The organism is Klebsiella pneumoniae complex sp. WS1778 (genome assembly GCF_049472055.1).
Taxonomy (GTDB): Bacteria; Pseudomonadota; Gammaproteobacteria; order Enterobacterales; family Enterobacteriaceae; genus Klebsiella; species Klebsiella quasipneumoniae.
In genome coordinates, this window is sequence record NZ_JBKGTJ010000005.1 from 42,180 (window position 1) to 65,483 (window position 23,304).

At 59.9% G+C, this 23,304-nt stretch carries 22 protein-coding genes; 14 read left to right on the plus strand and 8 right to left on the minus strand.

Features of this window, described 5'->3' with window-relative positions; translation table 11 throughout:
• Positions 1-19 precede the first annotated feature (19 nt).
• Positions 20-877 carry a MurR/RpiR family transcriptional regulator gene (locus ACLEXF_RS20155; protein WP_004206536.1) on the plus strand — a complete coding sequence of 286 codons (858 nt, stop codon included), beginning with the start codon at positions 20-22 and terminating at the stop codon, positions 875-877.
• Between the two features lie 860 nt (positions 878-1,737).
• Here the strand turns inward: ACLEXF_RS20155 and iolB are convergent.
• A complete protein-coding gene (iolB, locus tag ACLEXF_RS20160) occupies positions 1,738-2,547 on the minus strand; it encodes a 5-deoxy-glucuronate isomerase (RefSeq protein WP_004206535.1) in 810 nt (269 codons plus the stop codon).
• 18 nt (positions 2,548-2,565) lie between these two features.
• Positions 2,566-4,071 carry a CoA-acylating methylmalonate-semialdehyde dehydrogenase gene (locus ACLEXF_RS20165; protein ID WP_004146794.1) on the minus strand — a complete coding sequence of 502 codons (1,506 nt, stop codon included), beginning with the start codon at positions 4,069-4,071 and terminating at the stop codon, positions 2,566-2,568.
• A 351-nt stretch (positions 4,072-4,422) separates the two neighbouring features.
• On the opposite strand from ACLEXF_RS20165, the gene ACLEXF_RS20170 reads away from it, so the two are divergent.
• Positions 4,423-5,244, plus strand: a complete 822-nt coding sequence (locus ACLEXF_RS20170; RefSeq protein WP_128316135.1) for a TIM barrel protein — start codon at positions 4,423-4,425, stop codon at positions 5,242-5,244.
• 97 nt (positions 5,245-5,341) lie between these two features.
• Positions 5,342-6,844, plus strand: coding sequence for a helicase HerA-like C-terminal domain-containing protein (locus ACLEXF_RS20175; protein ID WP_048322798.1), 1,503 nt, complete (start codon positions 5,342-5,344; stop codon positions 6,842-6,844).
• A 49-nt stretch (positions 6,845-6,893) separates the two neighbouring features.
• Here ACLEXF_RS20175 and lptG read toward each other — a convergent pair whose 3' ends face one another.
• Positions 6,894-7,976 (minus strand): LPS export ABC transporter permease LptG, encoded by a 1,083-nt coding sequence (gene lptG, locus ACLEXF_RS20180; RefSeq protein ID WP_002886956.1) that lies wholly within the window; start codon positions 7,974-7,976, stop codon positions 6,894-6,896.
• A complete protein-coding gene (gene lptF / locus ACLEXF_RS20185) occupies positions 7,976-9,073 on the minus strand; it encodes an LPS export ABC transporter permease LptF (protein ID WP_012969078.1) in 1,098 nt (365 codons plus the stop codon). Before lptF ends, lptG begins: the two co-directional genes overlap by 1 nt.
• A 389-nt stretch (positions 9,074-9,462) precedes the next feature.
• On the opposite strand from lptF, the gene pepA reads away from it, so the two are divergent.
• From pepA to ACLEXF_RS20205, 4 genes are all read left to right on the plus strand, one after another.
• The gene (gene pepA, locus ACLEXF_RS20190; protein WP_004206531.1) at positions 9,463-10,974 is read left to right on the plus strand and encodes a leucyl aminopeptidase; all 1,512 of its coding nucleotides are present in this window, start codon (positions 9,463-9,465) and stop codon (positions 10,972-10,974) included.
• 121 nt (positions 10,975-11,095) lie between these two features.
• Positions 11,096-11,539 (plus strand): DNA polymerase III subunit chi, encoded by a 444-nt coding sequence (holC, locus tag ACLEXF_RS20195; protein ID WP_004206530.1) that lies wholly within the window; start codon positions 11,096-11,098, stop codon positions 11,537-11,539.
• Positions 11,539-14,394 carry a valine--tRNA ligase gene (locus tag ACLEXF_RS20200; protein ID WP_017900564.1) on the plus strand — a complete coding sequence of 952 codons (2,856 nt, stop codon included), beginning with the start codon at positions 11,539-11,541 and terminating at the stop codon, positions 14,392-14,394. The genes holC and ACLEXF_RS20200 overlap by 1 nt, the downstream gene beginning before the upstream one ends.
• 119 nt (positions 14,395-14,513) lie before the next feature.
• Complete coding sequence (locus ACLEXF_RS20205; protein ID WP_017900565.1) at positions 14,514-15,017, plus strand: GNAT family N-acetyltransferase; 504 nt, start codon at positions 14,514-14,516, stop codon at positions 15,015-15,017.
• 283 nt (positions 15,018-15,300) lie between these two features.
• Here ACLEXF_RS20205 and miaE read toward each other — a convergent pair whose 3' ends face one another.
• Positions 15,301-16,065 carry a tRNA isopentenyl-2-thiomethyl-A-37 hydroxylase MiaE gene (gene miaE / locus ACLEXF_RS20210; protein ID WP_004206526.1) on the minus strand — a complete coding sequence of 255 codons (765 nt, stop codon included), beginning with the start codon at positions 16,063-16,065 and terminating at the stop codon, positions 15,301-15,303.
• Between the two features lie 58 nt (positions 16,066-16,123).
• On the minus strand, positions 16,124-16,546 hold the full coding sequence (rraB, locus tag ACLEXF_RS20215; RefSeq protein WP_004206524.1) for a ribonuclease E inhibitor RraB: 423 nt from the start codon (positions 16,544-16,546) through the stop codon (positions 16,124-16,126).
• A 98-nt stretch (positions 16,547-16,644) separates the two neighbouring features.
• Between rraB and argL the strand changes: the two genes are divergently transcribed.
• Entirely contained in the window at positions 16,645-16,740 is a 96-nt protein-coding gene (argL, locus tag ACLEXF_RS20220) for a putative translational regulatory protein ArgL (RefSeq protein ID WP_370736902.1), read from the plus strand.
• Positions 16,710-17,714, plus strand: a complete 1,005-nt coding sequence (gene argF / locus ACLEXF_RS20225; protein WP_004178387.1) for an ornithine carbamoyltransferase — start codon at positions 16,710-16,712, stop codon at positions 17,712-17,714. The genes argL and argF overlap by 31 nt, the downstream gene beginning before the upstream one ends.
• A 69-nt stretch (positions 17,715-17,783) precedes the next feature.
• On the opposite strand, the gene ACLEXF_RS20230 is transcribed toward argF, so the two are convergent.
• On the minus strand, positions 17,784-18,236 hold the full coding sequence (locus tag ACLEXF_RS20230) for a YhcH/YjgK/YiaL family protein (RefSeq protein WP_064178462.1): 453 nt from the start codon (positions 18,234-18,236) through the stop codon (positions 17,784-17,786).
• A 194-nt stretch (positions 18,237-18,430) separates the two neighbouring features.
• On the opposite strand from ACLEXF_RS20230, the gene ACLEXF_RS20235 reads away from it, so the two are divergent.
• The 5 genes from ACLEXF_RS20235 (at position 18,431) to ridA (ending at position 20,522) form a co-directional block, all read left to right on the plus strand.
• Positions 18,431-18,535: a pyrBI operon leader peptide gene (locus ACLEXF_RS20235; protein ID WP_002886930.1), complete on the plus strand. Its 105-nt coding sequence runs from the start codon at positions 18,431-18,433 to the stop codon at positions 18,533-18,535.
• Positions 18,510-18,569 (plus strand): pyrBI operon leader peptide, encoded by a 60-nt coding sequence (locus ACLEXF_RS20240; protein WP_227650304.1) that lies wholly within the window; start codon positions 18,510-18,512, stop codon positions 18,567-18,569. The genes ACLEXF_RS20235 and ACLEXF_RS20240 overlap by 26 nt, the downstream gene beginning before the upstream one ends.
• A gap of 2 nt (positions 18,570-18,571) precedes the next feature.
• Positions 18,572-19,507, plus strand: a complete 936-nt coding sequence (gene pyrB / locus ACLEXF_RS20245) for an aspartate carbamoyltransferase (RefSeq protein ID WP_004206522.1) — start codon at positions 18,572-18,574, stop codon at positions 19,505-19,507.
• 14 nt (positions 19,508-19,521) lie between these two features.
• On the plus strand, positions 19,522-19,983 hold the full coding sequence (pyrI, locus tag ACLEXF_RS20250; RefSeq protein ID WP_002886927.1) for an aspartate carbamoyltransferase regulatory subunit: 462 nt from the start codon (positions 19,522-19,524) through the stop codon (positions 19,981-19,983).
• Positions 19,984-20,135: 152 nt separating this feature from the next.
• Positions 20,136-20,522 carry a 2-iminobutanoate/2-iminopropanoate deaminase gene (ridA, locus tag ACLEXF_RS20255; protein ID WP_002886926.1) on the plus strand — a complete coding sequence of 129 codons (387 nt, stop codon included), beginning with the start codon at positions 20,136-20,138 and terminating at the stop codon, positions 20,520-20,522.
• Positions 20,523-20,595: 73 nt separating this feature from the next.
• Here ridA and mgtA read toward each other — a convergent pair whose 3' ends face one another.
• Positions 20,596-23,304, minus strand: coding sequence for a magnesium-translocating P-type ATPase (mgtA, locus tag ACLEXF_RS20260; RefSeq protein WP_004206521.1), 2,709 nt, complete (start codon positions 23,302-23,304; stop codon positions 20,596-20,598).

Sequence of the window (23,304 nt, forward strand, 5' to 3'; positions counted from 1 at the left end):
TTTTCTCAGAGCGCACTCTATGGCCAATAACCCAACACAGCTGACCATCCTGCAGGATGAAATCAGGCGTCGCTACGATACGTTAAGCAAACGCCTGAAACAGGTCGCCCGCTATATCCTTGATAACAGCAATAGCGTGGCTTTCGATACCGTGGCCTCCATTGCGCAACAGGCGGACGTTCCCCCTTCCACGTTGATTCGTTTTGCCAACGCCTTCGGCTTCAGCGGCTTTAACGAAATGAAACAGATGTTCAAGCAGCATTTGATGGAAGAGACCGCCAACTATACCGAGCGCGCCCGTCTGTTCCGCCAGACCACCAGCGATGAGTCCAGCCCGCCGGAAACGCCGACGGAAATCCTTAATATGTTCACGATGGTGAACAACCAGGCGCTGCAGCAGCTGGCGATGCAGACCTCCAGCGATGAGCTGGAGCGCGCGGTGGCCCTGCTGGGCGAGGCGGAAAATATCTACGTCATTGGCCTGCGCCGGTCGTTCAGCGTCGCCTCCTATCTGACCTATGCGCTGCGCCACCTCGATCGCAAAGCCTTTCTGATCGACGGCCTCGGCGGCATGTTCACCGAGCAGCTGAGTCTGGTCGGCCCGAAAGACGTGGTGGTGGCGGTGAGCTTCTCGCCGTACGCCCGGGAAGTGGTCGAGCTGGTGGAGCTGGGCGCGCAGCGCAAAGCGCGGCAGATCGCCATTACCGATAGCCAGGTCAGCCCGCTGGCGGCCTTCAGCGATGTCTGCTTTGTGGTGCGGGAAGCGCAGGTGGATGGCTTCCGCTCGCAGGTTGCTTCCCTGTGCCTGGCCCAGACGCTGGCGGTGTCGCTGGCGCTGAACAGCAGTCAGGAGTCTGAGGCCAAGCAGAAGGCGTGAGACAGACCGCCTGGCGTCGGTTGCCTGGCGGAGTGGCATAAGCCTGCGGGAGGATCCCGTAGGCCGGGCAAGGCGTGAGCCGCCGCCCGGCATAAAAGCAGCTCCGTGCCTGCGGTCATCGCCCGGCGGCGCTGCGCTTGCCGGGCGTGGGGTATATGGGCTCAGGAGAGGATCCTGTAGGCCGGATAAGCGTAGCGCCATCCGGCATAAGACGGGTATGGCGCCTGAGGTGTCCTCCCCGGCGGCGCTGCGCTTGCCGGGCGTGTGATATATGCGCCTGCGGGTCGCCGTAGACACTGTTATCGGTTTGCAACTTTCCCGGCCAGACAATGCGTTTATCACGTGTAACTTCAGCGAAATTTGCGCTCCCGGTTAATCGTCTGCGTTATGCCTGGCATGGCGCAGGGAGCGCACAGGGGGCGGCCAGTCGCCGCCGCCCCCTGTACCCCCGGGCTCCGGCCAGCAAAATCGCCGCTACGCGGTGCCTTCGACTTATCCCTGCAGGCTTCGGGTCGGGCCGAGGCAGCGTCCATGCAAAACACGGCCCTCAGCCCGCATCCATGCGGGCTGCCCCGGCCTTCCGGGAACGTCTCAGCGATTTTGAGGCCGTCAGCACCGGCAGTTTCAGTCGCGCAAGTGGGTAAATCAAGGACAGGTCGCACGAACCCTGTAGGCCGGATAAGCGTAGCGCCATCCGGCACAGTCACGGGTACGGTGCCTGACGGCCCGGCAACGCTGCGCTTGCCGGGCCAGGGAGTGGGATTCCGCGGAGCCTTTCGCTAAAAAACACCCGCAGCCTCAAACAACAAGGCCGGTTAGCATTGCTAACCGGCCTTTTTTATCGGCGTCTGCACCGGGCATCAGTCGTGACGCGGATACTCCGGCGTGTTGATCCAGGCGTGGTCATCTTCCCAGGTGAACAGCCATTTCCGGTCCGGCCCGGCCATGACGTTCAGATAGTAGCTGTCGTAACCGGCAATCGCCGCCACCGGATGGTAACCGCGCGGCACCATCACCACGTCGTGGTTATAGGGCGCCATGCAGGCGTCCAGGCTGCGGTCGTCGGTGTAGACCCGCTGGAAGGCAAAGCCCTGCGGCGGATCGAAGCGGTGATAGTAGGTCTCTTCCAGCTGCGTTTCTTTGCCCGGCTGGGCGGTATCGTGCTTATGCGACGGCCAGGAGCTGGTGGCCCCTTCGTCGGTGTAGACTTCCACCACCAGCAGGCAATCCGCCTCGGCGCTGTCCGGCAGAATATTATGCACCCGACGCTGGTTGCGCCCTTTCCCACGATGCTCGACGCCGACGTCTTCCGGCCGAATAAGGCGTGCCGGGAAGCTGCCTTTGCCCGGCGCGCTACACACCGCCAGCTCCAGATCGGAATCGGCGGTCACCTCGACCCGATCCTGCGGCGGCACGTACACCGACCACGGCGGGGTGCGTTCAAACGGCGACATCCGTTTACCGAGATTCGGGAAATCGGCCTGCTGCGTTTTCACCGACGCCAGGCCGGCGACCAGCACCAGGCACAGCTCGCGGTCGCCGCTCTCCAGCGTCACGGTCTGCCCTTTTTTCAACATCCAGACATCAAAGCCGATATAGCGCCAACCGGCGCTTTGCGGCGTAATATGCTGGATCTGTCCCTCTTTTCGCGATTTAGCCAGTAACGACATGGCGCTCTCCTTCGCCGATTAACCTAACGTCGGCATGCTGAATTCAGATACGGTCTGCTGCCCTGCCGGCCAGCGTACGGTGGCGGTCTTCATGCGCGTGTAGAAGCGCACGCCGTCCGGCCCGTGAACGTTCAGCGCCCCGAACACTGAGCGCTTCCAGCCGCCGAAGCTGTGGAACGCCATCGGCACCGGGACCGGCACGTTCACCCCGACCATCCCCGCCTGCACGTCGTGGACGAATTCACGCGCGGTGTGGCCGTTGCTGGTGAAGACGGCGCTGCCGTTGCCAAACTCGTGGCTGTTGACCAGTTCGAGGGCGCTGTCATAGTCCGCCGCGCGCACAATCCCCAGCACCGGGCCAAAGATCTCTTCGCGCCAGATGGTCATCTCCGGGGTGACGTGATCGAACAGGGTGCCGCCGACATAATAGCCCGCGTCGTAACCCGGCACGCGCAGTTTGCGGCCATCGACCACCAGTTTTGCCCCTTCGCTTTCGCCTTTATCAATATAGCCGAGGACTTTTTTCTGGTGAGTATCAGAAACCACCGGCCCCATCTCGTTCTCTTCCTGGCCGCGCATACAGCCCGGGCCCACTTTCAGCGCCTCCACCAACGGCTTCAGGCGGGCGATCAGTTTGTCGGCGGTTTCATCTCCCACCGCGACCACCACCGGCAGCGCCATGCAGCGCTCGCCTGCGGAACCGAAGGCGCCGCCCATAATGGCGTTAACGGTGGCGTCAAGATCGGCATCCGGCATCACTATCGCGTGGTTTTTGGCGGCGCCAAAGGCTTGCACGCGCTTGCCGTGGGCGCTGGCGGTCTTATAGATATACTCCGCCACGCCGGAGGAGCCAACGAAGCTCACTGCCGCAATGCGCGGGTCAGTGTACAGCTGCTCGGCATCTTCATTGCTGCAGTGCACGACGTTAAACACGCCGTCCGGCAGACCGGCCTCTTTCAGCAGCTCTGCCAGACGCACGGCGGCCGTCGGTGCCAGCGCCGGCGGTTTGAGGACGAAGCTGTTGCCGCAGGCCAGCGCCAGCGGGAACATCCACATCGGCACCATCGCCGGGAAGTTGAACGGGGTGATCCCGGCCACCACGCCCAGCGGCTGCATCAGCGAATAGCTGTCGACGCCGGTGCCGACGTCAGAAGAGTATTCACCTTTAATCAGGTGCGGGATCCCGCAGGCGAATTCGACCACTTCCATGCCGCGGGTCAGCTCGCCCAGCGCATCCGACCACACTTTGCCGTGCTCGCTGACGATGATCCCCGCCAGCTCTTCCACGTGCTGCTCCAGCAGCATTTTGAAGTTGAACAGCACGCGGGCGCGGCGCAGCGGCGTGGTACGGGACCAGCTGTCAAACGCATCGCGAGCAACCTGAATCGCCTCAGAGACTTCCTGCGCGGTCGATACCGTGACTTCGCGCACCGCTTTGCCCGTCGCCGGATCGTACACCGGCATCGTTTCGTTGCTGCTGCTGATAACGGTTTTCCCGCCAATAAAGTTTCCTGTGATCGTCATGTTCTCGCCTCATAGTGAAGAGGGCCAGCGCACACCGGCCCGTCGCTGATTCTGCTGTGCTATAACCGTAGTAAAATGAAATTTATATTTCAACATTGTTGTGAAATGAAATTTCATTTTGGTGATAACAGTCGCATTTTGCGCTCACGCATCGCTGACGCGCTTCCCCCATCGAGCCGCGCCGCCTCGTGATGCCAGGCTCCCGGTCCCGGTCGCTCCCGCCGCGGCGGCCGGGAATATTTTGCGAGGCAGCTCAAACAATCATCATTTTCATTCTTGCTTATTTTGGAATAAACGTTTTGACTGTTAGCCAATTGAACGAACCTAACCCTCTTCCGTCAGGAGTGTCCTATGGCCATCGCAATGCAACGTTTTTGTATTAACCGCAAAATCGCGCCAGCGCTCAGCATTGAAGCGTTTTTCCGTCTGGTGAACCGTCTGGGCCTGAATAAAGTCGAGCTGCGCAACGATTTACCCAGCGGGAAAGTGACCGACGATTTAAGCCATCAGCAGGTGCGCGAGCTGGCGGCGCGTTATCACATCGAGATCCTGACGATTAACGCGGTCTATCCCTTTAACCGCCGTAGCGAAGAGGTGCGGCAGCTGACCGAGTCGCTGCTGAAAGAGGCTCAGGCCATCGGCGCCAAATCGCTGGTGCTCTGCCCGCTCAACGACGGCAGCGAGGTGCCGGCCAGCGACACCCTGGGCGCCCTGCGCGATCTGGCGCCGCTGTTCGCCTTCTACGGCATCCACGGCCTGGTGGAGCCGCTGGGCTTCCCGCAAAGCTCGCTGCGATCGGCGCACCAGGCGCAGACGCTGATCCATGACGCGCGCGTGCCGTTTAAGCTGCTGATCGACACCTTCCATCACCATCTCTACCCGCAGGCGGCGGACGAGTTCAGTCAGGTGGAGATAGCGGACATCGGGCTGGTCCACCTTTCCGGAGTGGACGATACCCGTCCGCGCGAGCAGCTCACCGATGCCGAGCGCATCATGCTGACGCCGCAGGATCGTCTCGGCACCTGCGAGCAGGTTAAGGCCCTGGAAGCCCGCGGCTATCAGGGGATATACGCTTTTGAACCCTTCGCTCCCGAGCTGGCGCAGTGGAGCGAAGCGGATATCGAGCGCGAAATTGAGCAGAGCATCGCGCTTATCCAACGCCACTGCGCCTGAGGCCTCTCGCGACAGCGTGCGCGGCGCGTGACGATTTCCCCAACGCCGGACGACGAGGTTGCCTATAATCGTCGCAGGATAAATGGAGGAATCGATCATGAGCTCACCCCTGTTGATTGCGCGCACGCTGGATAACGCGCTCTATTTGCTGCCCGCCATGGCCAACCGCCATGGGCTGATCACCGGTGCGACCGGCACCGGTAAAACCGTCACCCTGCAAAAGCTGGCTGAGTCGTTTTCGGAGATTGGCGTGCCGGTATTTATGGCGGACGTCAAGGGCGACCTGACCGGCATTGCCGCCGCGGGCCAGAGCTCAGAGAAACTGCAGGCGCGGCTGGAGAAGATCGGCGTCAGCGACTGGGAGCCGCACGCCAACCCGGTGGTGCTCTGGGATATCTTTGGCGAAAAGGGCCACCCGGTGCGGGCGACGGTCTCCGATCTTGGCCCCCTGCTGCTGGCGCGCCTGCTCAATCTCAATGAGGTGCAGAGCGGCGTGCTGAACATTATTTTCCGCATCGCGGACGACCGCGGCCTGCTGCTGCTCGACTTCAAAGACCTCCGCGCCATCACCCAGTTTATCGGCGACAACGCCAAATCTTTCCAGAATCAGTACGGCAATATCAGCAGCGCCTCGGTCGGCGCCATCCAGCGCGGGCTGTTGACCCTGGAGCAACAGGGCGCCGGGCACTTCTTCGGCGAGCCGATGCTGGATATTGCCGACTGGATGCGCGTCGATGCCAGTGGCAAAGGGGTGATCAATATCCTCAGCGCTGAAAAGCTCTACCAGATGCCGAAGCTCTACGCCGCCAGCCTGCTGTGGATGCTCTCCGAGCTGTACGAGCGCCTACCGGAGGCGGGCGATCTCGACAAGCCCAAACTGGTGTTCTTCTTCGATGAGGCGCATCTGCTGTTCAACGATGCGCCGCAGGTGCTGCTGGATAAAATCGAACAGGTGATCCGTCTTATCCGCTCCAAGGGCGTCGGCGTCTATTTTGTCTCGCAGAACCCGGCGGATATTCCCGACGCTGTGCTCGGCCAGTTGGGCAACCGTGTGCAGCACGCGCTGCGCGCCTTTACGCCGAAGGATCAGAAAGCGGTGAAAACCGCCGCCCAGACCATGCGCGCCAACCCGGCCTTCAGTACCGAACAGGCGATCCAGGAGCTGGGCACCGGCGAGGCGCTGATCTCCTTCCTCGATGAGAAAGGCAGTCCGTCGGTGGTCGAGCGGGCGATGGTTATCGCTCCCTGCTCGCGGATGGGGCCAGTCAGCGATGACGAGCGCAATGGCCTGCTGAATCACTCGCCGCTGTACGGCAAGTATGAAGAGGAGGTGGACCGCGAGTCGGCCTTCGAGATGCTGCAGCAAGGGGTGCAGGTCACTACCGAGCAGCAGTCGGCTCCGCCGGCGAAGGGTCAGCAGAGCGGAGAAGACGACGGGCTGCTCGGCGGCCTGAAAGATATCCTGTTCGGCAGCACCGGCCCGCGCGGCGGCAAACGCGACGGTATCGTGCAGACCGCGGCGAAAAGCGCAGTTCGCCAGGTCACCAATCAGATCGTCCGCGGCATGCTGGGCAGCCTGCTGGGCGGACGCAAGCGCTAAAAAAAAAGCCCCCTCATCAATGAGGGGGCTTAGGTTTCAGGCTTACCCGCTAGGCCTTACGCATCATCAGCCAGAGGCTTATCAGGAAGAAGCTGGCGCTTGGCAACAGCGCGCCGATGATCGGCGGTATGCCGTACACCAGGGTCAGCGGGCCGAAAATCTGATCCAGCACGTAGAAGATAAAGCCGAAGCTAATCCCCGTCACTACCCGGACGCCCATCGGCACGCTACGCAGCGGGCCAAAGATAAACGACAGCGCCATCAGCATCATCACCGCCACCGACAGCGGCTGGAAGATTTTGCTCCACATATTGAGCTGGTAGCGTCCCGGATCCTGACCGCTGGATTTCAGGTATTTCACATAGTTGTGCAGCCCGCTGATCGACAGCGCATCCGGATCCAGGGCAACCACGCCGAGCTTGTCCGGCGTCAGGTTGGTTTTCCAGGTACCGCTCACCATCTGCGACCCGGTCACCTGCTTCGGATCGGTCAGATCGGATTCATCCACCTGCGACAGGCGCCACACTTTATTCTCGCTATCGAATTTTGCCGAGGCGGCATAGCGCACCGACTGTAAACGACGCTCCGGGTTGAAGGCATAAATGCTGACGCCCCCCAGCTCATCGTTACCTTTCACCCGTTCGATATAGACAAAGTTATGGCCATCTTTCGCCCACAGCCCCTGCTGGGTGGAAAGTAGCGAACCGCCGTACATCTGCTGGGCGCGGTAGTTGCGCGCCATCTGTTCGCCCTGCGGCGCCACCCACTCGCCGATCGCCATGGTCAGCAGCACCAGCGGGATAGCGGTTTTCATCACCGCCAGCGCCACCTGCAGCCGGGTGAAACCGGACGCCTGCATCACCACCAGCTCGCTGCGCTGGGCCAGCATCCCCAGCCCCAGCAGCGCGCCAAGCAGCGCCGCCATTGGGAAGAAGATCTGGATGTCTTTCGGCACGCTGAGGATGGTATAGAGGCCGGCGCCCAGCGCGTCGTAACTGCCCTGCCCGGACTTTTTCAGCTGATCGACAAACTTGATAATGCCGGAGAGCGACACCAGCATGAACAGCGTCATCATGATGGTGTTGAAAATCGTCTTACCGATATAACGGTCAAGTACGCCAAACGCCTGCATCAGGCCGCTCCTTTATTAAAACGGGCGCGGAAGCGGCGCATCGGCACCGTGTCCCACAGGTTTAACAGCACCGCCAGCGCAAAATAGAGCAGGTTGATCGCCCACATCCAGATAGCCGGGTCCATTTTGCCTTTGCCGCCGTTCGACTTAATCGAGGTCTGCAGCAGGAAGAACACCAGGTAGAGCAGCATCGCCGGCAGCATCGACAGCACGCGGCCCTGGCGCGGGTTCACCACGCTGAGGGGCACCACCATCAGCGCCATAATGAAGACCGTCGCCACCAGCGTGAAGCGCCAGTGCAGTTCGGCGCGCGCGCGGTCGGTGTGGGTCTGCCACAGAGTGCGCATATCCATCTGTTCGGTGTCGTCCGGATCGGAGGTCACCGCCTGGTGGCCGATAATGGCCTGATAGTTATTGAAATCGGTAATGCGGAAATCGCGCAGCATCGCGGTGCCTTCAAAGCGGGTGCCCTTGTTGAGGGTCACCACCTGCGAACCGTCTTTCTGCTGCGACAGCTCGCCGGAATCCGCCACCACCACGGAAGGTCGCGCGTTGCCTTTCGGACGCAGCTGGGCAAGGAAGACGTCATGGAAGCGGTTGCCGTTGACGCTCTCGATAAACATCACCGCGTTACCATCGCTGGCCTGCTGGAACTGGCCCTGGGCCAGAGCGGCCATGCCGGGGTTAGCCTTGGCTTCCGCCAGCACTTCATCCTGATGGCGCGACGACCACGGCCCCGCCCACATCACGTTGACCGCCGCCACCGCGCCGGTGAACAGCGCGAGGATCATCGCCGCCTTGATCAGCACGGCTTTACTCAGGCCGCAGGCGTGCATCACCGTAATTTCGCTTTCGGTGTACAGCTTGCCGAGGGTCATCAGCAGGCCAAGGAACAGACTTAACGGCAGGATAAGCTGCGCCATCTCCGGGATGCCGAGCCCCAACAGCGAGAGCACCAGATTGGTTGGGATATCGCCATCCACCGCAGCGCCGAGGATCCTGACTAATTTCTGACAAAAGAAAATCAGTAACAGGATGAATAGGATCGCCAACTGGCTTTTCAGCGTCTCACGAACCAGATATCTTATGATTATCACTATAAATACGCCCGTAAAAACCCGTTTTAGTGCAGGAAAATTGCTTGTTTCATGGCTTAAACGTCATTTATTCTCTTTGGTCGTCGAAAACGTCGCTAAGATTAAATGACTCATCGGTTCTGCATGTCAGGATCTTTTCTGACGAACCCAGGCCTTAATAACGTTAAGATTAACACGAAGTCACCGCAACAGCGGATATGAGTTACGAAAGCTTGCAATTATATACTCAATGGATTTCGAGTTGTAAGAAAGCAGCAGGGCTGTGGCCCCTGGCGCGCACAATGTGCCACGTCAGGGTAAGCAGGCGCAGCCGGCGCATCTGCAACTTGAAAGGCGACGAGTATAGCCGTAGCCACCACTGTTGTCTTTAAGATTCAGGAGCATAGTGCATGGAGTTCAGTGTAAAAAGCGGTAGCCCGGAGAAGCAGCGGAGCGCCTGTATCGTGGTCGGCGTCTTTGAACCACGTCGCCTCTCCCCCATCGCCGAACAACTCGATAAAATCAGCGACGGCTACATCAGCGCCCTGCTGCGTCGCGGCGAGCTGGAAGGCAAACCTGGCCAGACGTTATTGCTGCACCATGTGCCAAACATTCTGTCTGAGCGCATTCTGCTGATTGGCTGCGGCAAAGAGCGCGAACTGGATGAGCGTCAGTACAAGCAGGTCATCCAGAAAACCATCAATACCCTGAATGATACCGGTTCAATGGAGGCGGTCTGCTTCCTGACCGAGCTGCACGTCAAGGGCCGTAACAACTACTGGAAAGTTCGCCAGGCCGTTGAAACCGCCAAAGAGACGCTGTACAGCTTCGACCAGCTGAAGACCAACAAAAGCGAGCCGCGTCGCCCGCTGCGTAAAATGGTCTTTAACGTGCCGACCCGTCGCGAGCTGACCAGCGGCGAACGCGCCATTCAGCACGGGCTGGCGATCGCCGCCGGCATCAAAGCGGCGAAAGATCTCGGCAACATGCCGCCGAACATCTGTAACGCCGCCTATCTGGCCTCCCAGGCACGCCAGCTGGCCGATACCTATAGCAAAAACGTTATCACCCGGGTGATCGGCGAACAGCAGATGCGCGAGCTGGGAATGAACGCCTACCTCGCCGTCGGCAACGGTTCGCAGAACGAGTCGCTGATGTCGGTCATCGAGTATAAAGGCAACCCGTCGGAAGACGCGCGCCCTATCGTGCTGGTCGGTAAAGGCCTGACCTTCGATTCCGGCGGTATCTCCATCAAGCCGGCTGAAGGCATGGACGAGATGAAGTACGACATGTGCGGCGCCGCGGCGGTGTACGGGGTGATGCGGATGGTTGCTGAGCTGCAGCTGCCGCTGAACGTGATCGGCGTGCTGGCGGGCTGTGAAAACATGCCTGGCGGTCGCGCGTATCGCCCGGGCGATGTTCTGACCACCATGTCCGGCCAGACGGTGGAAGTGCTGAACACCGACGCCGAAGGCCGTCTGGTGCTGTGCGATGTGCTGACCTACGTTGAGCGCTTCGAGCCGGAAGCGGTTATCGATGTCGCAACGCTGACCGGCGCCTGCGTGATTGCCCTCGGCCATCACATCACCGGCCTGATGTCGAACCATAACCCGCTGGCCCATGAGCTGATCGGCGCCTCCGAACTGGCCGGCGACCGCGCATGGCGTCTGCCGCTGGCCGATGAGTTCCAGGACCAGCTGGAATCCAACTTTGCCGATATGGCGAATATCGGCGGCCGTCCTGGCGGCGCGATCACCGCCGGCTGCTTCCTGTCGCGCTTCACCCGCAAGTACAACTGGGCGCACCTCGACATCGCCGGCACCGCCTGGCGTTCCGGCAAAGCCAAAGGCGCCACCGGTCGTCCGGTCGCTCTGCTGTCGCAGTTCCTGCTCAATCGCGCGGGTTTTAACGGCGAAGAGTGATTGCCGTCTGATGCCCGGTGGCGCTACGCTTACCGGGCCTACGGAAAGATGCCGTTTGTAGGCCGGGTAAGCGTAGCGCCACCCGGCTTTGCATTTAAATCCACGACAAGAAGCCCCATATATGAAGAATGCAACGTTCTACCTTCTGGACAACGAAGACACCGTCGACGGCCTGAGCGCCGTCGAGCAGCTGGTGTGTGACATTGCCGCAGAACGTTGGCGCAACGGCAAGCGCGTCCTGATCGCCTGTGAAGATGAGCAGCAGGCGATTCGTCTCGATGAGGCGCTGTGGTCGCGGCCGCCGGAGAGCTTTGTGCCGCACAATCTGGCGGGCGAAGGCCCGCGAGGCGGCGCGCCGGTGGAGATTGCCTGGCCGCAAAAGCGCAACAGCAGCCCGCGGGATATTCTGATCAGCCTGCGGCTTAACTTTGCAGATTTTGCCACCGCTTTCACAGAAGTGATAGACTTTGTCCCTTACGAAGAAAATCTGAAACAACTGGCGCGCGAACGCTATAAGGCGTACCGCATGGCTGGTTTCAACCTGAACACGGCAACCTGGAAATAATGGAAAAGACATACAACCCACAAGATATCGAACAGCCGCTTTACGAGCACTGGGAAAAGCAGGGCTATTTCAAACCGAATGGTGATGAAAGCCAGGAGAGCTTCTGCATCATGATCCCGCCGCCGAACGTCACCGGCAGTTTGCATATGGGTCATGCCTTCCAGCAAACCATCATGGATACGATGATTCGCTACCAGCGCATGCAGGGCAAAAACACCCTGTGGCAGGCGGGGACCGACCACGCGGGTATCGCTACCCAGATGGTGGTTGAGCGTAAGATTGCCGCTGAAGAAGGGAAAACCCGCCACGACTACGGCCGCGACGCCTTCATCGACAAAATCTGGCAGTGGAAAGCGGAATCCGGCGGCACCATTACCCGTCAGATGCGCCGTCTCGGCAACTCCGTGGATTGGGAGCGCGAGCGCTTCACCATGGACGAGGGGCTTTCCAATGCCGTGAAAGAAGTCTTTGTTCGCCTGTACAAAGAAGATCTGATCTACCGCGGTAAACGCCTGGTTAACTGGGACCCGAAACTGCGCACCGCCATTTCCGACCTCGAAGTGGAAAACCGCGAATCGAAAGGTTCGATGTGGCACATCCGCTACCCGCTGGCCGATGGCGCGAAAACCGCTGACGGTAAAGACTACCTAGTGGTCGCCACTACCCGTCCGGAAACCCTGCTGGGCGATACCGGCGTGGCCGTTAACCCGGAAGATCCGCGCTACAAAGATCTGATTGGCAAATTCGTGGTGCTGCCGCTGGTAAACCGCCGCATCCCGATCGTGGGCGACGAACACGCCGACATGGAGAAAGGCACCGGCTGCGTGAAGATCACCCCGGCGCACGACTTTAACGACTACGAAGTGGGTCGTCGTCACCAGCTGCCGATGATCAACATCCTGACCTTTGACGGCGACATCCGCGAAAGCGCGGAAGTGTACGACACCAAAGGCAATGAATCTGACGTCTACTCCAGCGAGATCCCGGCGGAGTTCCAGAAACTGGAACGCTTCGCGGCGCGTAAAGCCGTCGTTGCGGCGGTTGACGCCCTCGGCCTGCTGGAAGAGATCAAACCGCACGACCTGACCGTCCCTTACGGCGACCGCGGCGGCGTGGTTATCGAACCGATGCTGACCGACCAGTGGTACGTGCGCGCGGACGTGCTGGCCAAGCCGGCGGTGGAAGCCGTTGAAAACGGCGACATCCAGTTCGTGCCGAAGCAGTACGAAAACATGTACTTCTCCTGGATGCGCGATATTCAGGACTGGTGTATCTCCCGTCAGCTGTGGTGGGGTCACCGCATTCCGGCATGGTATGACAACGACGGCAACGTCTACGTGGGCCGTAGCGAAGACGAAGTGCGTCAGGAAAACAACCTGAGCGCCGACGTTGCGCTGCGTCAGGACGAAGACGTTCTCGATACCTGGTTCTCCTCCGCGCTGTGGACCTTCTCCACCCTCGGCTGGCCGGAAAACACCGACGCCCTGCGTCAGTTCCACCCAACCAGCGTGATGGTGTCCGGCTTCGACATCATCTTCTTCTGGATCGCCCGCATGATCATGATGACCATGCACTTCATCAAAGATGAAAACGGTAAACCGCAGGTTCCGTTTAAGACCGTCTACATGACCGGTCTGATCCGCGATGACGAAGGCCAGAAGATGTCCAAATCCAAGGGTAACGTTATCGACCCGCTGGATATGGTTGACGGCATCACCCTGCCGGAGCTGCTGGAGAAACGTACCGGCAACATGATGCAGCCGCAGCTGGCCGAGAAAATCCGTAAGCGCACCGAGAAACAGTTCCCGAACGGCATCGAGCCGCACGGCACCGACGCCCTGCGCTTTACCCTGGCGGCGCTGGCCTCTACCGGCCGCGACATCAACTGGGATATGAAGCGTCTGGAAGGTTACCGTAACTTCTGTAACAAGCTGTGGAACGCCAGCCGCTTTGTGCTGATGAATACTGAAGATCAGGATTGCGGCTTCAACGGCGGCGAGATGGTGCTCTCCCTGGCCGACCGCTGGATCCTTGCGGAATTCAACCACACCGTCAAAGCGTATCGCGAAGCGCTGGATAACTTCCGCTTCGATATCGCCGCCGGCATCCTGTATGAGTTCACCTGGAACCAGTTCTGCGACTGGTACCTGGAACTGACCAAGCCGGTCATGAACGGCGGCAGCGAAGCGGAGCTGCGCGGCACTCGCCATACGCTGGTGACTGTGCTGGAAGGTCTGCTGCGCCTGGCGCATCCGATCATTCCGTTCATCACCGAGACCATCTGGCAGCGCGTGAAGGTCATCTGCGGGATCACCGCCGACACCATCATGCTGCAGCCGTTCCCGCAGTACGATGCCTCTCAGGTGGACGACGCGGCGCTGGCCGACACCGAATGGCTGAAGCAGGCGATCGTCGCCGTGCGTAACATCCGTGCGGAAATGAACATCGCTCCGGGCAAACCGCTGGAACTGCTGCTGCGCGGCTGCAGCAAAGAGGCCGAGCGTCGCGTGAACGACAACCGCAGCTTCCTGCTGAATCTGGCGCGTCTGGAAAGCATTACCGTGCTGCCTGCCGAGGATAAAGGTCCGGTCTCGGTGACCAAGATCGTCGACGGCGCCGAACTGCTGATCCCGATGGCGGGCCTCATCAACAAAGAAGATGAGCTGGCGCGTCTGGCGAAAGAAGTGGCCAAAATCGAAGGTGAAATTGGCCGCATCGAAAGCAAGCTGGCCAACGAAGGCTTTGTCGCCCGAGCGCCGGAAGCGGTGATCGCCAAAGAGCGCGAGAAGCTGGAAGGCTACGCGGAAGCGAAAGCGAAGCTGATTGAACAGCAGGCGGTGATCGCCGCGCTGTAACCCTCCCGCCCCTTGCCACCCGGCAAGGGGCGTTTTTATGAAACATCCTCGCTTGCGCTCTCCCCTGCCGCGATGTTATTAACATCATCATTCGTCTTTTTTGGGTAATGAGTCATTGTATGAATACGAGCGTCCCCGCGGCGACGTTGCTGCGTCGCATTACGGCGGCAGACAATCCCGCCATCGCCAGGGTCATCCGTCAGGTCTCCGCTGAATACGGCCTGACCGCCGATAAAGGCTATACGGTCGCCGACCCGAATCTCGATGAGCTGTATGAGCTGTACAGCCAGCCGGGCTCCGCCTACTGGGTGGTGGAGAAAGAGGGAGAAGTGGTGGGCGGCGGCGGCGTCGCGCCGCTCGCCTGCAGCGAGCCGGATATCTGCGAGCTGCAGAAAATGTATTTTATGACCAGCGCCCGCGGCCAGGGGCTGGCGAAGAAGCTGGCGCTGTTGGCGCTGGACTACGCCCGCGAGCAGGGCTTTAAACGCTGCTATCTGGAAACCACCGCCTTCCTGACGGAGGCGATCGGCTTATATGAGCATCTTGGCTTCGAACATATTGACGGTCCGCTGGGCTGCACCGGCCACGTGGACTGCGAAGTGCGGATGTTGAAAACGCTGTAGCGCCTCGATATCGCAGGCGTCCCCGGTAGCGCTACGCTTATCGGGGCTACAGTTCGGTAGCCCGGCTAAGCGCAGCGCGAGCCGGGGTATGTCCCGGATGGCACTGCTGGCACCTTACCCGTGCTCGCGGTGCCGTTTTTTTGTCGGGTGGCGGCTAACGCCTTACCCAACCTACGGCCCGTACTATTGCGAGCTGAAGCTCTCAACGCTATCTCTCTCCCCATGGCTAATGAAACTGCCGGTGTTAGTGGCTACCGGGGCTACAGGGGCCGAATAGCGTGGGCTACGCCGCCGCCGGCACGCCGCTGTGAAAGCGGAACTCGGCCTCCGGACGGAGGATCAGCGCCGCTTCCGCCTCGCCGAGCTGGCGTACCCGCTCGCTGATATCTTCTCCGGCAATCTTCTGCGCCAGATCCAGGTAGTCCTGATAGTGACGCGCTTCCGAGCGCAGCAGCGACAGATAGAACTTCTGCAGATCGTCGTCCAGCCACGGCGCCAGCGCCGCAAAGCGCTCGCAGGAGCGGGCCTCGATATAGGCGCCGCAGATGAGCTTATCGATCAGCATCACCGGCTCATGTGAGCGTACCTCCCGTCGCATGCCGCGGGCATAGTTGCTGGCGGTGATTTTGACATAGGGGATATCGCGCGCCAGCATCATCTCCCGCACTTGCCAGAAGTGATGCAGCTCCTCTTTAATCAGCAAAATCATGCTGTCCAGCAGCTGACGGCCCCATGGGTCGTCGGTCTGCGGCATGGCGCTTTTGTTGATCCGCTTATGCAGAGCGACAAAATCCGGCTCCGGCCCCCGGCGGTAGGTGAAGTCTTCATACGGCTTCAGGCAGTCCAGAAGCTCATCGGCGTCGGCTTTATCCGCGACGTAGCGACGCACCAGCAGCATGGCGTTCTGCGCCGCTTTCAGTTCGCACACCATATGGTCGGTCAGCAGCAGCGGCAGGTTTTCCGGCTTGCGGGCTTCGTCAATCCACGCCTGCGGCGTCGGGCAGTGCAGGAAGTTGATAATCGGGGAGAGTATCTGCGGGTAATCCATGGAAGTTCCTTGCTATACGGCGGCTGGCGCCGCCGTATCCATCTACAACATCTGCGACTTAGTGACGAACACCATCGTCGTCTTCATCGACAAAATCTTCGTCATCATCGCCGTCTTCTTCGCCGTTCGGGTCCTCATAGTAGGTGCCCCACCCGTCATACTCGACGTCAAATTTTTCTGCCAGCGTCATCAGCTGTTCCACCTGGGCATCGATCAGTTCTGCGTTCAGGGCGCATTCGCTCAGAATATCGCAGCAGATGACCACTTCACCCTCTTCCACTTCCAGCTCTTCGGGCTCGGTTACTTCGTAGCCCAGCTTAAAGGCTTCCACCGCCACTTTCTCCAGGGTTTCGAAATCGTCTGCAGAGAGGTGATGCTCAATCGTGTACAGTGCGTCCGGATCGCTGCCATCCTCCAGCAGCTCTTCGATAATCAGACGCGTCTCTTCACGCTGTTCTTCCAGGTGTTCCGGGTTTGCCATGGCTCGTTCCTCATAATGTGCGGCAGTTATCCCTATTGTCACATACCGCCGTCATTGCCTCCACTTCTCAGTGAAAGATTTCGATCACAGACTTGCAAATGAATATTCATACATATAAATTGAATTTTAATTCAATTAGTGGCCTATGCCAGGTGAGGGAACCATGTCTGCGTTTTACCAGAAGCATTTTTTAAAGTTACTCGATTTTACGCCTGCAGAAATCACCGCCCTGCTCGAGCTGGCGGCAAAGCTGAAAGCCGATAAGAAAAACGGTATCGAAGTCCAGAAACTGGCAGGGAAAAACATCGCGCTCATCTTCGAAAAAGACTCAACCCGTACACGATGCTCTTTCGAAGTTGCCGCATACGATCAGGGCGCCCGCGTGACCTACCTGGGGCCAAGCGGCAGCCAGATTGGCCATAAAGAGTCGATCAAGGACACCGCCCGCGTGCTCGGACGGATGTACGACGGCATTCAGTATCGCGGCCACGGCCAGGAAGTGGTGGAGACCCTGGCGCAATATGCCGGCGTGCCGGTATGGAACGGCCTCACCAACGAGTTCCACCCTACCCAGCTGCTGGCGGACCTGCTGACCATGAAAGAGCACCTGCCGGGCAAAGCCTTTAACCAGATGACGCTGGTCTACGCCGGCGACGCGCGCAACAACATGGGCAATTCGATGCTGGAAGCCGCGGCGCTGACCGGTCTGGATCTGCGCCTGGTGGCGCCCTCGGCCTGCTGGCCGGAGGCCGCGCTGGTGGAAACCTGTACCGCGCTGGCGAAACAGCAGGGCGGCAACATCACCCTGACGGAAGATATCGCCGCGGGGGTGAAAGGCGCCGATTTTATCTATACCGACGTCTGGGTCTCAATGGGCGAGGCGAAGGAAAAATGGGCCGAACGTATCGCCCTGCTGCGCGACTATCAGGTTAACAGCGCGATGCTGGCGCTGACCGGCAATCCGCAGGTCAAGTTCCTCCACTGCCTGCCGGCGTTCCATGACGACCAGACCACTCTGGGCAAACAGATGGCGGCCGATTACGGCCTGCACGGCGGCATGGAAGTGACTGACGAGGTGTTTGAGTCAGCGGCAAGCGTGGTCTTTGACCAGGCGGAAAACCGAATGCACACCATCAAAGCGGTGATGGTGGCGACGCTGAGCAAATAGTCCTTCGCTCGCCGTCAAATCCCGGATCGCTCGGCGCGTATCCGGGATACCGCCCGTCAGGGCGCTGCGTTACGCCATCAGCATCTTCACCACCGCTTTGCGCACCTTCGCCGGCGCGCCCACGGCGCACAGCGGTTTATGCACTTCCCCGGGATAAAACACCACAAAGTCCCCTTCGTTAAGGATCACCGTTTGCTCCTGCGTCCCCTCCGCCAGGAAAGCGATGTCTTTCTCCGCCAGCCAGTCGGTCTGCGGCTCTGCTGCCGGCAAGGTGCTGAAGGTCATCCCCTCGCTGCCGCGGAGCACAATCTGGATATCGAGATAGCGGGCATGATATTCCGCGCGGCGTGCGGCCTGCGGCTCGGTGGCGTCTTCGGAAATCAGATAAAACAGGTTGTCGCCGTCGATATCGTGTTTACCCAGCGGCGTCGCCTCGCTGACATGGGCGATAACGTGTTCGATAGCCTCGCGCAGCGCGGCCGGCAGCCACGGCTGCAGATGGTGGATATTGCCAATAATCATCGCTTACCTCAAATATAAAACAACATTTCATTTTTGCGTTTTATACCCCCATCGCCGCTGCCATACCAGTACAGTTTCATGGTTCTTTGCGCTGGCGCACTTTTCTGCAGGCAAACGATTACCTGATTGTGAATGAATCGCTTGATCGTCATAACGGTCTGCGTATAATGCCAGTCGTTTTGCCGGGAGGAAGCATGGCCAATTGCGTACGACATTCTGTCTTAGCGCGTCTCAATGCAGACGCTGGCCTGCCGTTTTTCTTTCCGTTGCTCATTGGATTCCCGAAGCCCCTTATTTAAGGGGCTTTTTTTTTGCCCAGGCGTCAGGAGATAAGCATGGCTAACCCGCTATATCAAAAACATATCATTTCCATAAACGATCTCAGCCGCGAAGACCTCGAACTGGTGCTGGCGACGGCGGCAAAGCTGAAAGCCAATCCACAACCCGAGCTGCTGAAGCATAAGGTTATCGCCAGCTGTTTCTTTGAAGCCTCGACCCGCACCCGCCTCTCTTTTGAAACCTCGATGCACCGCCTGGGGGCCAGCGTGGTCGGCTTTTCCGACAGCGCCAACACTTCGCTGGGCAAAAAAGGGGAAACGCTGGCGGATACCATCTCCGTCATCAGCACCTACGTTGATGCCATCGTGATGCGTCATCCGCAGGAGGGCGCGGCCCGTCTGGCGACCGAATTCTCCGGCGGCGTGCCGGTACTGAACGCCGGCGACGGCGCTAACCAGCACCCGACCCAAACCCTGCTCGACCTGTTCACCATTCAGGAGACCCAGGGCCGCCTCGAAAACCTCAACGTGGCGATGGTCGGCGATCTGAAGTATGGCCGTACCGTCCACTCCCTGACCCAGGCGCTGGCCAAGTTCAGCGGCAACCGCTTCTACTTCATCGCCCCGGACGCGCTGGCCATGCCGCAGTACATCCTCGATATGCTGGATGAAAAAGGTATCGCCTGGAGCCTGCATAGCGCCATCGACGACGTAATGGCGGAAGTGGATATTCTGTACATGACCCGCGTGCAGAAAGAACGTCTGGATCCGTCGGAATATGCCAACGTCAAAGCGCAGTTCGTCCTGCGCGCCGCCGACCTTGAAGGGGCGCGCGCTAACATGAAGGTGCTGCACCCGCTGCCGCGCATTGACGAAATCACCACCGATGTCGATAAAACGCCGCACGCCTGGTACTTCCAGCAGGCCGGTAACGGCATCTTCGCCCGCCAGGCGTTACTGGCACTGGTACTGAATAGCGAGCTGGCTCTGTAAGGGGGAAATGAGAGATGACACACGACAATAAACTGCAGGTAGAAGCGATCAAACGCGGCACCGTGATCGACCACATCCCGGCGCAGGTCGGCTTTAAGCTGCTCACCCTGTTCAAACTGACCGAAACCGACCAGCGCATCACCATCGGCCTGAACCTGCCCTCCGGCGAGATGGGCCGCAAAGACTTGATTAAAATCGAGAACACCTTCCTGACCGACGAGCAGGTTAACCAGCTGTCGTTATACGCCCCGCAGGCGACGGTAAACCGCATTGATGATTACGAAGTGGTGGGCAAATCCCGCCCGAGCCTGCCGGATCGTATCGACAGCGTGCTGGTCTGCCCGAACAGCAACTGTATCAGCCACGCCGAACCGGTTTCTTCCAGTTTTGCAGTGAAAAAGCGCGCTGATGACATCGCACTCAAATGTAAATACTGCGAAAAAGAGTTTTCTCATTATGTGGTGCTGGCCAACTAAATGCGGTTGGTATTGGTGGTAGGCCTCCCTATAATGGCTACCACCCTACGCTTCGTCCTTCAGGCGGCGTCTGCGCCGGCGATACAGCGCTTATCGCCTGGCGGCAACCTGAATGATTTTGCGTAACATTACTCAGTTCATCTGGAGATAACATGAGCAAAACTATTGCGACGGAAAATGCACCAGCAGCGATTGGCCCATACGTTCAGGGCGTTGACCTCGGCAGCATGATCATCACCTCTGGCCAAATCCCGGTCGACCCGAAAACCGGCAGCGTTCCGGAAGACGTGTCCGCACAGGCGCGCCAGTCGCTGAACAACGTGAAAGCGATCGTTGAAGCCGCTGGCCTCACCGTCGGCGATATCGTCAAGACCACCGTTTTCGTCAAAGACCTCAACGATTTCGCTACCGTTAACGCCACTTACGAAGCATTCTTCACCGAGCACAACGCCACCTTCCCGGCGCGCTCCTGCGTTGAAGTGGCGCGTCTGCCGAAAGATGTGAAGATCGAGATCGAAGCCATCGCCGTGCGTCGCTGATCGCTAACCTCGGCATGAAAAAAGGCAGCCCGCAGGCTGCCTTTTTTACGTGGGTCATCCGTAAACCTTCCCCTCATTGCCAGCCGTAGCGGCGGCTGTAGAAGCCTTTGACGGTTTGGGTCAGCACCATATAGCCCGCCAGGATCGCCACCAGCCACGGGAAGTAGCTCAGCGGCAGAGCCTGCAGCTGCAGATAGCCCGCCAGCGGCGAGAACGGCAGCGCGATCCCCACCGCCATCACCACCAGGGTCATGGCGAACAGCGGCCAGGCGGCGCGGCTCTGGACGAACGGAATGCGCCGGGTGCGGATCATGTGCACAATCAGCGTTTGCGACAGCAGCCCCTCGATAAACCAGCCGGACTGGAACAGGGTCTGCATCTCCACGGTATTGGCGTGGAACACCCACCACATCAGGCCGAAGGTGAGGATATCGAAAATCGAGCTGATCGGGCCGAAGAAGACCATAAAGCGCCCGAGATCGGCCGGGTTCCAGCGCTGCGGTTTGCGGATCTGTTCATCATCGACGTTATCGAACGGGATCGCCACCTGGGAGACATCGTACAGCAGGTTTTGAATCAACAGGTGCAGCGGCAGCATCGGCAGAAACGGCAGGAAGGCGCTGGCCACCAGCACGCTGAAGACGTTGCCGAAGTTGGAGCTGGCGGTCATTTTGATGTACTTAAGCATGTTGGCGAAGGTGCGGCGGCCTTCGATCACCCCCTCCTCCAGTACCATCAGGCTCTTCTCCAGCAGAATGATATCCGCCGCCTCGCGGGCAATATCCACCGCGCCGTCGACCGAGATGCCGATGTCCGCCGCGCGCAGCGCCGGGGCGTCGTTGATGCCGTCGCCCATAAAGCCCACCACGTGGCCTTCGCGTTTCAGCAGCGTCACGATACGCTCCTTATGCAGCGGCGCCAGGCGGGCGAAGAGCGTGGTGCGTTTCGCCAGCGCCGCCAGCTCGTCGTCGCTCATCGCTTCAATCTGGCTGCCAATCACCACTTCGCCGGCATCCAGCCCCACTTCATGGCACACCTTGGCCGCCACCAGCTCGCTGTCGCCGGTGAGGATCTTCACCGTGATGCCGCTGGCTTTTAACGCTTTCAGCGCCGGAGCGGTGGTCTCTTTCGGCGGATCGAGGAAAGCGATGTAGCCTTCCAGGATCAGGTCCGACTCATCGGCGCGCTGGTAGTCGCCTTCGCGGGCCGGCAGATATTTGGTCGCCACCGCCACCACCCGCAGCCCCTGCCGGTTGAGGGTGTCGGTCACCCGGCGAATGCGGCGCAGCATAGTGTCGTCCAGCGGCACGATATCGCCGTTGTAGCGCACCTGGGTTGAGACGTTGAGGATCTCCTGCAGCGCCCCTTTGCAGATCAGCTGATGCGCGTCGTCCTGCTCTTTCACCACCACCGACATGCGGCGGCGTTCGAAGTCGAAGGGGATCTCATCTACCTTCTGCCAGCGCGCCGCCAGCCCGCGGGCGGCCTCCAGCTCAACGCCCTCCAGCACCGCGGTGTCGAGCAGGTTTTTCAGGCCGGTCTGGTAGTGGCTGTTGAGCCAGGCGGCATGCAGTACCCGCTCGCTGACCTTGCCGGAGACGTCGGTATGGTTCTCCAGCACGATTTTATCCTGGGTCAGGGTGCCGGTTTTATCGGTGCAGAGGATGTCCATCGCGCCAAAATTCTGAATGGCGTCGAGGTGCTTCACGATAACCTTTTGCTTCGACAGCTTCACCGCCCCGCGCGCCAGCGTCGAGGTGACGATCATCGGCAGCATCTCCGGCGTCAGGCCAACCGCCACCGACAGCGCGAACAGCGCCGCCTCCCACCAGTCGCCTTTGGTGTAGCCATTGATCAGCAGCACCACCGGGGCCATCACCAGCATAAAGCGGATCAGCAGCATGCTGACCCGGCTGATGCCTTTCTGAAAGGCGTTCGGCTCGCTCTCCTGTTCACTGACGCGGCCGGCCAGTTGACCAAACCAGGTGTGGCCGCCGGTGGCGAAAACGATGGCCTGCGCCGAGCCGCTCACCACGTTGGTGCCCATAAAGCACAGGGTGTCGCACTCCAGCGGGTTCTGCTGCAGCGGATCGCGGCTGCGGGCCACTTTCTCCACCGGCAGCGATTCGCCGGTCAGCGAGGCCTGGGCGACGAACAGATCCCGCGCCTGCAGGATACGCAGGTCGGCCGGGATCATGTCTCCCGCCGACAGCCTGATGATGTCGCCCGGCACCAGCTGGTCGATAGGCAGTTCCAGCCAGCGGCTCTCCCCCTGCTCGTTGACCACCCGCAGCACGGTGGCGGTATTGCTCACCATCGCCTTCAGCGCATCCGCCGCTTTGGTCGAGCGCGCCTCCTGGATGAAGTTGAGCAGCGTCGAGATCCCCACCATCAGGGCGATAACCCCGGCGGCGAACAGATCCTCGGTGGAATAGGAGACGATGCCGAGCACCGTCAACAGCAGATTGAACGGGTTGCGGTAGCAGGTCCACAGATGCACCCACCACGGAGAGGGCTTCTGCGCCGGGATCTGGTTGTCACCGTGTTTGAGGATTTTCGCCGCCACTTCGCCTTCATTGAGCCCTTCTGGGTGGCTGTCAAAGGCGCGCCAGATCTCCTGGTCGTCCATCGCCGCCACGTCCAGACACTGTTTGCCCAGCGACTCAGGAATGGGGCCGCTCGCCAGATGACGGGCGTCCGGCAGCGGATCGCGCTGGACTAAACGGCGTGGCAGATGGCGGCTAAGCTGTGCGAACAGCTGCCGGGTATAATTTTTCAGCAT